The sequence below is a fragment of the Streptomyces sp. NPDC033229 genome (assembly GCF_055576875.1).
Window position 1 is genome coordinate 168,670 of record NZ_JBVIQR010000002.1, and the last position, 12,653, is coordinate 181,322.

Sequence of the window (12,653 nt, forward strand, 5' to 3'; positions counted from 1 at the left end):
GAATGCGCGATCCGCGCGCCGGGTCAGGGCGCGATCTCCACACGGACGCCCGGACGGAGCCCCCAGCAGGCCATGGCACCCGCTTCCGCTTCCAGCACATGACGGGCTCGCGGCCGCGGGAGGCCGAGACGGCCGGGCGCCATGGTCCGTACCGCCAGGACGGTCATGTGCCGGTCCAGGTAGGCGACGTCGATGGCGAAGCGCATCCGGAAGGTGTGCACGCTGCCGGCGGGCGTGAGCAACAGCGCACCCTCGATGCCGTCCCGGCCGAGCAGCCCCCGGGTGCGGGCCCGGTAGGAAGCGGCGATCTCCAGCGGGATGGGCATGTCCCGTGGCCGGTCGTCGGTCGGCGCCTGACCGGCCATCGTGCCTGGCAGTACGCGCAGTTGGGCCTTGCCGTCCTGCCGGTGGGACATGGGCCGCTCCCTTCGGTCGGACGCCCCGTACCGGCTGCGCCGCGCGTCCTCGGCCACTTTATCCACAGGCTCCAGCGGGATTTCCGAAGCGTGCGTAGCCTCGGAGCATGTACTCGCTGCTGATCGTCCTCGCCGCCGCATTCGGCTTCGTGGCAGGGCTGTTGGTGCCGCGCGCCCGGTATCGGCTGTCCGTCGAGCCCGAGGAGGAATGGCGGTCGGCGGCCCCGTGCGGGCATGCCGTCGGCGGGTGGATCGGGCGGGCGCGCTGTGCGGTGTGCGCAGGGGGGTACGGGGTGGGTGCGCTGCCTTCTGCGGCGTTGACGGCCCTGGTGTGCGCGAGCCTCGCGGCCGTGGTGGGGATACGGCCCGAGCTGGTGGTGTGGCTGGTGGTGGCGCCGATAGCTGTGCTGCTGGCGGGCGTTGACGTGTCGGTGCGTCGGCTGCCGGATGTGTTGACCCTGCCGTTGGCGGCGGGAGTGGCGGGGCTGCTCGGGGTGGCGGCGCTGATCCCCGGGGCGGCGGGCTCGTGGTGGGGGGCGTTGTGGGGCGGGCTGGCGATGGGGGGTGGTTACTTCGGGCTGTTCCTCGTCCATCCGGGCGGGATGGGCTTCGGTGACGCGAAGTTGGCGGTCGGGCTGGGGTGCGTGCTGGGGTGGTACGGCTGGGTGGTGCTGGTTCTCGGGGCGTTCGCGGGGCTGCTGCTGGGGTCGTTGTACGGGGTGGCGCTGCTGGTGATGAGGCGGGCGCGGCGCGGGGAGGCGCTGGCCTTCGGGCCGTTCATGATCGCGGGAGCGTGGCTGGGGGTGTTGATGGGCGGGGCGACGAGCGGCTGGGCCCAGGCGTGAGCCCCCGTGCAAGCGCGTTCAGGGGCCGTTGCGTTGACTCGCGGGCTTTTATGTACCGAGCGATCCAAAACATGCTACGGTCACACCATGGCCCGACCGAGGAAGTTCGACGAGGAGCGGGCGGTCGACGCCGCGCTGGAGGCGTTCTGGACCGCCGGGTACGAGGCGACCTCGACCCAGGATCTGTGTGACGCCACCGGTCTCGGCCGGAGCAGCATCTACAACACGTTCAAGAGCAAGCGCGATCTCTTTCAGCGTGCCCTTCTCCTCTATATGGAGCGCAGGACCGGCGAATTGATCGAGCTGCTGGAGAGCGACCTGCCCGTCCGGGAGAAGCTCCGCACCGCGCTCGTCCGCATCGTCGACGAGGAGTCGGAGCACGTCGACGACGGCCGTGGCTGTCTGGTCGTCAACACCGCCATCGAGTTGGCCGCGCGTGACCGCGAGGTGGCGCACGATCTGGAGCGGGACTACGGGCGCAGGCTCGACGCGCTCGCCGCCGCCATCGAGGCCGGGCAGCGGGACGGCGATATCGACCGCGCCAAGGATGCCCGCACGCTCGCGCATTTCCTGATCGCGTCCGTCGGCGGCATGCGGGTCTCCGCCCGTGCCGGCGCGGGGCGCGACGCGCTCGAAGGGGTCGTGCGCACCACGCTCGCCGCGCTCTGAGTCCCGGACTGCTCAAGCGCCCGTCGTATCGGGTGCCGTCCGGGCTTCTGTACTGCTTCCGCATGGGTCAGTTTTGAACTGATCAATACAAAACTAACGACGTCAACGAAACTCACAGGGGGACCCGCTGTGCCTGTCGCCGTATACATCCTGAGTCTGGGGATATTCGCCCAAGGCACCTCGGAATTCATGCTGTCCGGCCTGTTGCCCACCATGGCCGAGGATCTGGGGGTGTCCATCCCGGACGCCGGGCTGCTGATCTCGGCCTTCGCCGTCGGCATGCTCGTCGGCGCGCCCCTGCTGGCCGTGGCCACCTTGCGCATGCCGCGCCGCACCGCTCTCGTGGTCTTCCAGGCCGTCTTCATCGCCGGGCACATGGTGGGGGCGCTGTCGCCCTCGTACGAGCTGCTGTTCGCGACCCGCGTCGTCACCGCCGTCGCCTACGCCGGCTTCTGGGCGGTCGCGGCCGTCACGGCCGTGAGCATGGTGCCCGTGGAGAGCAGGGCCAAGGCGATGTCCGTGGTCGCCACGGGGCTGAGCCTTGCCACCGTGCTCGGTGTGCCGGCCGGGACCGTGCTGGGGCAGCACGCCGGCTGGCGGGCGGCGTTCTGGGCCGTGGCCGTGCTCACCGCCGCGAGTCTGGCGAGTGTGATGGTGTTCCTCCCGGGCCGTCTGGGCGCGGACGGCCCGGGACGTACCGTCCGGCAGGAGCTGGTCGCGTTCGTCCGGCCGCGGCTGTGGCTCTCGTACGGCATCACCGCCCTCAGCGTCGGCGGGGTCATCGTTTCCTTCAGCTATCTCGCCCCGCTCCTGACCGAGGTGAGCGGCGTGCCGGAGAGCTGGGTCCCGGCCGTGCTGTCGCTCTACGGGGTGGGCGCGTTCGTGGGCCTGACGATCGGCGGCCGCACCGCCGACGCCCGGCCGTTCCCGACGCTCTTCATCGGCCTCGGTGGTGTCGTGGCCTTCTCCCTGGCGCTGTGGTGGGCCGCGGGCAATACGGTGCTCGCCGTCGTGCTGGTCTTCTTCCTCGGCCTCGTGGGCTTCGTGTCCAATCCTGCCGTGCAGGCCCGCGTCTTCGCCCTCGGTGGCGACGCGCCGACCCTGGTCGGGGCGGTGAACACCTCCGCGTTCAACGTCGGCATCACGGTGGCGCCGATGCTGGGCGGCCTGGCCATCGACGCGGGCCTCGGCTATCGCTCCGTCGCCTGGGTCGGCGCGGCGATCGGTGCGGCCGGTCTGCTGGCGGCCGCCCTGGCCGCCGCGCTGGAGCGGCGCGACCGCGTCGACGCCCCGACCGGACCGGGGCAGGGGCCGCGCGAGGAGGCGACGCCGGGGCCCCGACAGGAGCCGATACCGGAAGGCGTCGCCCGTGTGGCGTCAATGACGTCAAACCGGTGACGAATTTGTAGGACGTTCGGGGAAGGTGCGGCGGACGCCATTCCGGCTGGAACGCGCGGGGCGTTCTACGCTGTATGCCCAGTGCTGGCGGGTCCTGTGGGATTTCCCGGGGCCGCGCCCACCGAAGTGTTCAAGATCAATAAGGCTGTTGTCCGTCAGCACGCCACGGATTGTCACCCCCGAGGATGCGCGAAGCATGCCCTCCGACCGGTTATGGTGGAAACCCCCCCTCGGGCCGGTCCGTATCCCCCCCACGGACCGGCCCGTTTTCTTTCCCGGCCCTTACTCTCCGTGTGCATTCATGTGCCACGCACCGGGTGGCCGGGAAGTCGATCAATGGGTGACCGAAAGTTGATCTAGGAGCGGCGAGCCCAGATATTGACGCCCTCCGTGCTCACCGCGAGGGCGTCGATCTCCGACAGCTCCCCTTCGGTCAGCTTCGCCGCGCCGAGCGCCGCCACATTCGCCTCCAGCTGGCCCACGCTGGACGCCCCGATCAGCGCCGAGGTCATCCGCTCGTCGCGCAGCACCCAGGTCAGGGCGAGCTGGGCGAGGGACTGGCCGCGGCGCTGCGCGATCTCGTTCAGCCCGCGCAGCCGGCGCACGACGTCCTCGGTGAGCAGCCCCGGGTCCAGCGACTTCCCCTGCGCCGCGCGCGAGCCCTCCGGGACGCCCTTCAGGTACTTGTCGGTCAGCAGCCCCTGCGCGAGCGGCGCGAAGGAGATGCACCCCATGCCCTCCGCCTCCAGGGTGTCGAGCAGCTCGTCGTCCTCCGTCCACCGGTTGATCATGGAGTAGGACGGCTGGTGGATGAGCGCCGGGACGCCCATCTCGCGCAGCAGCCGGGCGGCTTCGCGGGTCTGCTCCGCGTTGTACGAGGAGACGCCCGCGTACAACGCCTTGCCCTGACGGACGGCGGACGCGAGCGCGCCCATCGTCTCCTCCAGCGGGGTCTCCGGGTCGAACCGGTGCGAATAGAAGATGTCGACGTAGTCCACACCCATTCGGCCCAGGGACGCGTCGAGCGAGGACAGCAGATACTTCCGCGAACCCCACTCACCGTACGGGCCGGGGTGCATGAGGTAGCCGGCCTTGGTGGACAGGACCAGCTCGTCCCGGTACGGGCGGAAGTCCTGTGCGAACAGCTTGCCGAAGTTCAGCTCGGCGGACCCGGGCGGCGGGCCGTAGTTGTTGGCCAGGTCGAAGTGCGTGACGCCCAGGTCGAAGGCGCGGCGCAGGATGGCGCGCTGCGACTCCAGGGTGTGGTCGTCGCCGAAGTTGTGCCACAGTCCGAGGGAAATGGCGGGAAGCTTGAGTCCGCTGCGACCCGTGCGCCGGTACTCCATGGAGTCGTATCGGCTTTCGGCCGCGCGGAAATGCGTGGAATCGGTCATGTCCACCTGACTATCACGCTCTTGTGACAGACCGAGTTGGGTCCCGGTGACACGCGGGCAGTAGGGTGGCGCCTTCGGGGCGACCGCCATGACATGGAGGGGCTGGGAAGACGTGAAGTTGCGCGACCTGGTGTACAGGCTCTACGCACGCCGGGTGGAAGGCCGCCTCGACCATGCGCAGGTGCCCAAGCACATCGGTGTCATCCTCGATGGCAACCGCCGCTGGGCGCGCGCGGACGGCCGTACGACGGAACAGGGTCATCAGGCGGGTGCCGACAAGATCCAGGAGCTGCTCGGCTGGTGCGCCGAGACCGACGTCGAGGTCGTGACGCTCTGGATGCTGTCCACCGACAACCTGGACCGGCCCGCCGAGGAGCTCAACCCGCTGCTGGGCATCATCGAGAACACCGTGCGCGGCCTGGCCGAGGACGGCCGCTGGCGCGTCCACCACGTGGGCACGCTCGATCTGCTCCCGGCCCGTACCCAGCGGGTGCTGAAGGAAGCCGAGCAGGCGACCGACGACATCGCCGGGATACTGGTCAACGTCGCCGTCGGCTACGGCGGCCGACAGGAGATCGCGGACGCGGTGCGCTCCCTCGTGCTGGAGGCCGCGGAGAACGGCAGCTCCTTCGAGGAGCTGGCCGAGACCGTCGACGTCGAGCACATCTCCAAGCACCTCTACACCCGCGGCCAGCCCGACCCGGACCTCGTGATCCGAACGAGCGGTGAACAGCGGCTGTCCGGCTTCATGCTCTGGCAGAGCGCGCACTCGGAGTACTACTTCTGCGAGGTCTTCTGGCCCGCCTTCCGCAAGGTCGACTTCCTGCGGGCCCTGCGCGACTACGCGGCCCGGCACCGGCGCTACGGGTTCTGAGCCCTGGAAAGGGCCGGGGAAGGGGCCGGACGGGAATGACGGCGCGCGGCGCGCCGCGTGCCGCTCGGGGTACGGCGGCTGACGGATCGATCGTTCACTTGGTCGTCGCATATGCCGTTGCATGGGCAAGCGCCTGGAAGGGAATATCCCCTCCAGGCCGACGGTCTGTCCTAAGACCGTCGCTCTGCCAGCGGGCGGCATGGGGCCGCCCGCCCGGGAGGCCCTTTGCACACGGACGACGACCGTGCGGATCGAGCGGACCCACGCGGTCGCGCGGTCGACGCGGAGGGCCGGTGTCCGGCCCTCGAAGGGCCAGCACCCGGCCCCTTACGCCGCGACGCCGTCGCGCCCCGACCTCTCCCCGAGGGGGTTCGTCCACCCGTGGTGACCAGCAAGAATCGCCGTGAGAACGACCGGCGCACGTATGTCCTCGACACCAGCGTCCTGCTGGCCGACCCAGGAGCCATGGCCCGCTTCGAGGAGCACGAGGTCGTGCTTCCCGTCGTGGTGGTCACGGAGTTGGAGGCCAAGAGGCACCACCCGGAGCTCGGATATTTCGCCCGGAAGGCACTGCGCCTGCTGGACGAATACCGGGTGCAATTCGGCCGTCTCGATTCCCCGATTCCGATCGGTGAGCTGGGCGGAACGCTGCGGGTCGAGCTCAATCATTCCGATCCGGGCATACTGCCCGCCGGCTTCCGCCTCGGCGACAACGACTCGCGGATCCTCGCGGTCGCCCGCAATCTCCAGGCCGAGGGATACGACGTCACCGTCGTCTCCAAGGACCTGCCGCTGCGGATCAAGGCGTCGGCGGTCGGGCTGCTCGCGGAGGAGTACCGCGCCGAGCTCGCCATCACCGACTCGGGCTGGACGGGGATGGCGGAGCTGGCCATCACCGCCGAGCAGGTCGACGAACTCTTCGCCGACGAGCGGGCATACGTGCCCGAAGCGGCCGAACTACCCGTCCACACCGGTCTGGTGCTGCAGTCCGAGCGCGGCAAGGCGCTGGGGAGGGTCTGCGCCGACGGCTCGGTGCGACTCGTGCGGGGCGACCGGGAGGCCTTCGGTATCCACGGCCGCAGCGCCGAGCAGCGCGTCGCGCTCGATCTGCTGCTGGACCCCGACATCGGGATCGTCTCGATGGGCGGCCGGGCGGGTACGGGCAAGTCCGCGCTGGCGCTGTGCGCCGGGCTGGAGGCGGTGCTGGAGCGCCGCCAGCACCGGAAGGTGATGGTCTTCCGGCCGCTGTACGCGGTGGGCGGGCAGGAGTTGGGCTATCTGCCGGGCAGCGAGTCGGAGAAGATGAGCCCGTGGGCCCAGGCCGTCTTCGACACGCTCTCGGCGGTGACGAGCGCCGAGGTGATCGAGGAGGTCGTCGGGCGCGGCATGCTGGAGGTGCTGCCGCTCACTCATATCCGCGGCCGGTCGCTGCATGACGCGTTCGTGATCGTGGACGAGGCGCAGTCGCTGGAGCGGAACGTTCTCCTGACCGTTCTGTCCCGGATCGGCGCCAATTCGCGGGTGGTCCTCACCCATGACGTGGCCCAGCGGGACAATCTGCGCGTCGGGCGGTACGACGGGGTGGTCGCCGTGGTCGAGAAGCTGAAGGGGCACCCCCTCTTCTCGCACGTCACCCTCACGCGGTCGGAGCGGTCGCCCATCGCGGCCCTGGTGACCGAAATGCTGGAGGACGGCCGTATCTGAGACGCCTGTCGTCAGTTGTACGGATGGGGCGCACGGCAGGATCTCCGTGCGTTCCGTCCCAATCCCGTACAACCCGGTGTGCGTTCCCGCCCAGGGCAGTGCGCGGCAAAGCGACAGAGCTTAGCCGCGCACTGTGACGCGGCGCCAAGGTTTCCGTAAAACCCCTGGAGTAAACGGCGTGTGAGCTTTCCCACGCAACGAAGAATTGCTTCTGGGAGTCCCCGTCGGGCAAAGTCTGGGGCCTGTCAGGCCCCGCATGCGGCACACCTGCATCCTCAGGGATGTGGCACCACAGAACTCAACAGCGTTGCCGTATGCCACCCGAGCACCATGCGGACCTCCTTCGCGGGAGGGCCTCACCGGGTCAGTGCCTTCCGTGACCATCCGGTCCCTCGGTTCCCGGGGCCGGTCCGAGTGGAGGCCAGTGCCAGGGGCACGATTGCGCCCGCGAGGTCACCTATGCGGGCGATGCTGGAAGGAAACCGTGTGAGCCGGATTTCGGTCCGGGGATTCGCCGTGGCATCCGCCACCGCGGTCACCACCGTCGGCGCCGTCGTTGGCGTCGCCTCGGGCAATGAGCAGGGCAGCGCGACCGGTCAGGTCGAGGCCACTGCCGCCGACGCGACGATCCTCGCGGAGATCCCCGCCGGACAGAAGCTCCAGGCCCAGACCGCATCCCTCACGGAGCAGGCGGACACGCAGTCCGCCGCTGCCGAGACGGCGGCGAAGAAGGAAGCCGAGGAGGCCGCGCGCAAGCAGGCCGCCGAGGACGCCTCCGCCAAGAAGGAAGCCGCCGAGGAGGCGGAGAAGAAAGAGGCCGAGGAAAAGGCCGAGAAGGAGCGCGAGAAGAAGGAAGAGGTCAGCAGCCGTTCGGCCACGCGTGACGCTTCCAGCTTCGAGGCCAAGGGCTCCTACACCACCGCCGAGGTCCAGGCGATGGCCCGGCAGATGGTCCCCGGCGACCAGTTCCAGTGCTTCAGCAACATCGTGAACAACGAGAGCACCTGGGACTACACCGCGGAGAACCCCTCCTCCGGCGCGTACGGACTCGTGCAGTCGCTCCCCGGCTCCAAGATGGCCTCCGCCGGCGCCGACTGGCGGACCAACCCGGCCACCCAGATCAAGTGGGGCCTCGGCTACATGAACGAGCGCTACGGCAGCCCCTGTGGCGCCTGGTCGTTCTGGCAAGCCAACCAGTGGTACTAGGCCGCACCTTCACTTTCACCAAAGCCCCCGACCTCAACCGGTCGGGGGCTTTGTGTGTCTTCTCCGGCGACGGGCCGCGCGTTCGACGGATCCGGGCACAGGTAACGTCGTCACGATGACCACGGGGGAGTGGGGTAGAGGAAGAGACATGTCCAGATTGCCACAATGGGTCGGCGGCTTGGGGGCGGGCCTGACGCGGTTCGCCCAGCGGCTCGACGAACGCAACGCGCAGACGTCGGGGGCCGCGGGCGCGTCGGAAGAGGCGCATGCGCCGACTTCGGCGGGTATGAGCGCTTCCTCTGATACGCACGATTCGTCCCGTACGGCTGTGTCATCCCGTACGGCTGCGTCATCCGGTACGGACATGGCATCCGGTACCGGTGATGCCTCCGGTACGGCCGGACCCGCGGCCGGGCAGGCTCCCGTCGGCGTGGCCGTCTCCGAGCACGAGCACGTGCCACCGCCGCCCGGCTACGCGCCCTCCGTCGCGCCCCGGCCGGACCCAGTGGCCGCCGTCCCCTGGGGCGTACGGGTCGCGGCCGAGGTCGCCTGGCGGCTGCTGATACTCGCCGCCTCGCTGTGGGTGCTGATGCGGATGATCAGCGCCGTGCAGCTGGTGGTGCTGGCCTTCGTCGCCGCCCTGCTCATCACGGCGCTGCTCCAGCCCACCGTCGCCATGCTCCGGCGGCACGGGGTGCCCCGGGGCCTCGCCACGGCGATGACCTTCATCTCCGGCTTCGTCGTCATGGGGCTGGTCTGCTGGTTCGTGGTGTGGCAGGTGACGGAGAACCTCGACGACCTGACCGAGAACGTGCAGCACGGCATCACCGAGCTGAAGCACTGGCTGCTGAACAGCCCGTTCCATGTCACCGAGGACCAGATCAACAACATCGCCGACAACCTCAGCAAGGCGATCGGCACCAACACCAAGGACATCACCTCGGCCGGCATCGAGGGCGTCACGGTCATCATCGAGGTGCTGACCGGCATCCTGCTGGCGATGTTCTCGACGCTCTTCCTGCTCTACGACGGCCCCAAGATCTGGGGCTGGTTGCTGAAGCTGTTCCCCGCGGCGGCCCGCGACGGTGTCGCGGGCGCGGGCCCGCGCGCGTGGGCGACGCTCACCGCCTATGTGCGCGGCACGGTGATAGTGGCCCTGATCGACGCGATCTTCATCGGAATCGGGCTGTTCTTCCTCGATGTGCCGATGGCGGTGCCGCTGGCCGTCTTCATCTTCCTCTTCGCCTTCATCCCGCTCGTCGGGGCCGTCGTCTCCGGCGCCCTCGCGGTCGTCGTGGCGCTGGTGACGCGCGACATGTTCACGGCGACGATGGTGCTGGCGGTCGTGCTCGCGGTGCAGCAGATCGAGGGCCACGTCCTGCAGCCCTTCATCCTCGGCCGGGCCGTGCGCGTCCACCCGCTGGCGGTGGTCCTCTCGGTGGCCGCCGGTTCGCTGATGGCGGGCGTCGGCGGCGCAGTGGTCGCCGTCCCGCTGGTCGCGGTCACCAACGCCGTCGTGGGCTACCTCCGGGCGTACGCGAGGGAGAACGCGCTGCGGACCGCCGCCGGGGAGCCCCCGCCCGAGGCCGGGCAGAGCGTCCCGGCCGGGAGCGCCAGTCCGCCGGGGGAGGGCCGGGGCTGAACCCCGGTCCTGCCCGCACATGACGAAACCGCCCGCCGACCAGAAGGTCGGCGGGCGGTTTCGTGGTGCGGTGAAGCCTGGCGGCCTCAGTCGTTCAGCACGGCCTCGGAGTCGAGGGTCGCGCCGACGGCCTGGAGGACGGCAGCGATCTTGAAGGCTTCCTGGATCGTCTCGCGGTCCACGCCGGCCTTGCGGAGCACCTGCTCGTGCGAGTCGAGGCACATGCCGCAGCCATTGATGGCCGAGACGGCCAGGGACCACAGCTCGAAGTCGACCTTCTCCACGCCCGGGTTGCCGATGACGTTCATCCGCAGGCCCGCGCGCAGGTTGCCGTACTCCGGGTCCGACAGCAGGTGCCGGGTCCGGTAGTAGACGTTGTTCATCGCCATGATGGCGGCGGCGGACTTGGCGGCGGTGTACGCCTCCGGGGAGAGGTTGGCCTTGGCCTCCGGCTCCAGCTCCTTGAGCACGCGCGGCGAGCGCGAGGCGATCGCGCAGGCGAGCACGGTGCCCCACAGCTGCTGCTGCGGCAGGTCGGAGTTGCCGATGACCGAGCCGAGGTTCAGCTTCAGGTCCTTGGCGAAGTCCGGTATCGCGGACTTCAGCTCGTCGAGGGCCATGTCAGATCACTCGCCCGCGAGCAGCGCGACCGGGTCAAGGGTGGTCTCGCCCTTGGTCCAGTTGCAGGGGCACAGCTCGTCCGTCTGCAGGGCGTCGAGGACCCGGAGGACCTCCTTGGGGTTACGGCCGACGGAACCGGCGGTCACCATGGTGAACTGGATCTCGTTGTTCGGGTCCACGATGAAGACGGCGCGCTGGGCGTAGCCGTCCTCGCCCTCGACGCCGCAGTCGCGCATGAGCTCGTGCTTGGCGTCGGCCAGCATCGGGAAGGGCAGGTCACGCAGGTCGGCGTGGTCCTTGCGCCAGGCGTGGTGGACGAACTCGGAGTCGCCGGAGACGCCGAGGATCTGGGCGTCGCGGTCCGCGAACTCGTCGTTCAGCTTGCCGAAGGCAGCGATCTCGGTCGGGCAGACGAAGGTGAAGTCCTTCGGCCAGAAGAAGACGACCTTCCACTTGCCCTCGTAGGTCTTGTGGTCGATCTGCGCGAAGGCCTTGTCCGCGTCGAGGTCCACACAGGCGGTCAGGTCGAACTCGGGGAACTTGTCACCGACAGTGAGCACGCGCTCTCCTTGCAACGGGAAATCCCACTCAGGGGTTTCCTGCGGGGTTGGACGGCCTCCACAGTGCCACAGGAGGCATTGATAGCGGAAATAGCTAGACTGAGTGGTGTTGATCGGAGGTGGCTATCAGTGAAGCCCATATCCCAGCCGTCCGGTGGCGGCCGGGGCCCGTCGCGGGGCCCCGGCGGCGGACCCACGAGGGGTGCCGGGAAGGTGCCGCAGGCGCGGCCCCGGCAGCCCAGTCTCGCCCAGCTGAGGGCCTTCGCCGCCGTCGCGGAGCAGCTCCACTTCCGTGACGCGGCGACAGCCATCGGCATGAGCCAGCCCGCTCTCTCGGGCGCCGTCTCGGCGCTGGAGGACACGCTCGGAGTGCAGCTCCTCGAGCGTACGACGAGAAAGGTGCTGCTCAGTCCCGCGGGGGAGCGGCTCGCGGCGCGCGCCCGGACGGTCCTCGAAGCGGTCGGCGCCTTCATGGAGGAGGCCGACGCGGTCCGCGCGCCCTTCACCGGCGTGCTCCGGCTCGGCGTCATCCCGACCGTGGCGCCCTATCTGCTCCCCACCGTCCTGCGCCTGGTCCACGAGTCCTATCCCGCCCTCGACCTCCAGGTCCACGAGGAGCAGACCTCCTCGCTGCTGGACGGGCTCACCCAGGGGCGGCTGGACCTGCTGCTGCTCGCCGTGCCGCTCGGCGCGCCCGGCGTCACCGAGATCCCGCTCTTCGACGAGGACTTCGTGCTCGTCACGCCGAGTGACCATTGGCTGGCCGGGCGCGGTGACATCCCGCGCGCCGCGCTGCGCGAGCTGGAGCTGCTGCTGCTGGACGAGGGGCACTGCCTGCGGGACCAGGCCCTCGACATCTGCCGGGAGGCGGGCCGCACGGACGGCGCCCCGGTGACGACCAGCGCCGCGGGCCTGTCCACCCTGGTGCAGCTGGTGGGCGGCGGCCTGGGCGTCACCCTGCTGCCGCGGACCGCCCTGCGGGTGGAGACCGGGCGCAGCGACCAGCTCTCCACCGGGTACTTCGCCGACCCGGCACCCTCCCGGCGCATCGCCCTGGCCATGCGCGCCGGGGCGGCGCGGCAGGGTGAGTTCGAGGAGTTCGCCGTCGCCCTGCGGGTCGCTCTGCGGGGCCTGCCGGTGCGGATCGTCGGCTGACGGCTGTGTCGGGTCGCACCTCCGCTGCGCGGCGGTGTTTTCAATCGCCGGACGGGGTGGTTTTGGCTGGCCTCAGCCGACATCAGCCCGTCCGGGGGAACCCCCCACAGGAGATGGGGGGGGGTTAGGGAACCATCACCGCCCAACAAGCCCAACCTACAAGCCGCCA

At 69.8% G+C, this 12,653-nt stretch carries 12 protein-coding genes; 8 read left to right on the top strand and 4 right to left on the bottom strand.

Annotated features, from left to right (window positions below; translation table 11 throughout):
- Positions 1-23: 23 nt before the first annotated feature.
- Positions 24-365, bottom strand: coding sequence for a DUF192 domain-containing protein (locus ACZ53N_RS02675; protein ID WP_469139375.1), 342 nt, complete (start codon positions 363-365; stop codon positions 24-26).
- Positions 366-523: 158 nt separating this feature from the next.
- Here ACZ53N_RS02675 and ACZ53N_RS02680 point away from each other — a divergent pair, with 158 nt between their 5' ends.
- From ACZ53N_RS02680 to ACZ53N_RS02690, 3 genes are all read left to right on the top strand, one after another.
- Positions 524-1,261: a prepilin peptidase gene (locus ACZ53N_RS02680; protein ID WP_469139152.1), complete on the top strand. Its 738-nt coding sequence runs from the start codon at positions 524-526 to the stop codon at positions 1,259-1,261.
- A gap of 87 nt (positions 1,262-1,348) precedes the next feature.
- Positions 1,349-1,930 (top strand): TetR/AcrR family transcriptional regulator, encoded by a 582-nt coding sequence (locus ACZ53N_RS02685; RefSeq protein ID WP_469139153.1) that lies wholly within the window; start codon positions 1,349-1,351, stop codon positions 1,928-1,930.
- Positions 1,931-2,059: 129 nt separating this feature from the next.
- On the top strand, positions 2,060-3,328 hold the full coding sequence (locus tag ACZ53N_RS02690; protein ID WP_469139154.1) for a Cmx/CmrA family chloramphenicol efflux MFS transporter: 1,269 nt from the start codon (positions 2,060-2,062) through the stop codon (positions 3,326-3,328).
- A gap of 356 nt (positions 3,329-3,684) precedes the next feature.
- Here the strand turns inward: ACZ53N_RS02690 and mgrA are convergent, their stop codons facing one another.
- Positions 3,685-4,722, bottom strand: a complete 1,038-nt coding sequence (gene mgrA / locus ACZ53N_RS02695; protein WP_469139155.1) for an L-glyceraldehyde 3-phosphate reductase — start codon at positions 4,720-4,722, stop codon at positions 3,685-3,687.
- A gap of 112 nt (positions 4,723-4,834) precedes the next feature.
- On the opposite strand from mgrA, the gene ACZ53N_RS02700 reads away from it, so the two are divergent.
- The 4 genes from ACZ53N_RS02700 (at position 4,835) to ACZ53N_RS02715 (ending at position 10,148) form a co-directional block, all read left to right on the top strand.
- Positions 4,835-5,596: an isoprenyl transferase gene (locus ACZ53N_RS02700; RefSeq protein ID WP_229822293.1), complete on the top strand. Its 762-nt coding sequence runs from the start codon at positions 4,835-4,837 to the stop codon at positions 5,594-5,596.
- Between the two features lie 381 nt (positions 5,597-5,977).
- Entirely contained in the window at positions 5,978-7,300 is a 1,323-nt protein-coding gene (locus ACZ53N_RS02705; protein WP_469139156.1) for a PhoH family protein, read from the top strand.
- A gap of 486 nt (positions 7,301-7,786) precedes the next feature.
- Positions 7,787-8,506 carry an aggregation-promoting factor C-terminal-like domain-containing protein gene (locus ACZ53N_RS02710; RefSeq protein ID WP_356450324.1) on the top strand — a complete coding sequence of 240 codons (720 nt, stop codon included), beginning with the start codon at positions 7,787-7,789 and terminating at the stop codon, positions 8,504-8,506.
- A gap of 148 nt (positions 8,507-8,654) precedes the next feature.
- On the top strand, positions 8,655-10,148 hold the full coding sequence (locus ACZ53N_RS02715) for an AI-2E family transporter (RefSeq protein ID WP_469139157.1): 1,494 nt from the start codon (positions 8,655-8,657) through the stop codon (positions 10,146-10,148).
- An 86-nt stretch (positions 10,149-10,234) separates the two neighbouring features.
- On the opposite strand, the gene ACZ53N_RS02720 is transcribed toward ACZ53N_RS02715, so the two are convergent.
- Both ACZ53N_RS02720 and ACZ53N_RS02725 read right to left on the bottom strand, forming a co-directional pair.
- The gene (locus ACZ53N_RS02720; protein ID WP_370421093.1) at positions 10,235-10,768 is read right to left on the bottom strand and encodes an alkyl hydroperoxide reductase; all 534 of its coding nucleotides are present in this window, start codon (positions 10,766-10,768) and stop codon (positions 10,235-10,237) included.
- Positions 10,769-10,774: 6 nt separating this feature from the next.
- Entirely contained in the window at positions 10,775-11,329 is a 555-nt protein-coding gene (locus ACZ53N_RS02725) for a peroxiredoxin (protein ID WP_469139158.1), read from the bottom strand.
- Between the two features lie 213 nt (positions 11,330-11,542).
- Between ACZ53N_RS02725 and ACZ53N_RS02730 the strand changes: the two genes are divergently transcribed.
- Entirely contained in the window at positions 11,543-12,484 is a 942-nt protein-coding gene (locus tag ACZ53N_RS02730; RefSeq protein ID WP_469139376.1) for a LysR substrate-binding domain-containing protein, read from the top strand.
- The last annotated feature ends 169 nt before the right edge of the window (positions 12,485-12,653 follow it).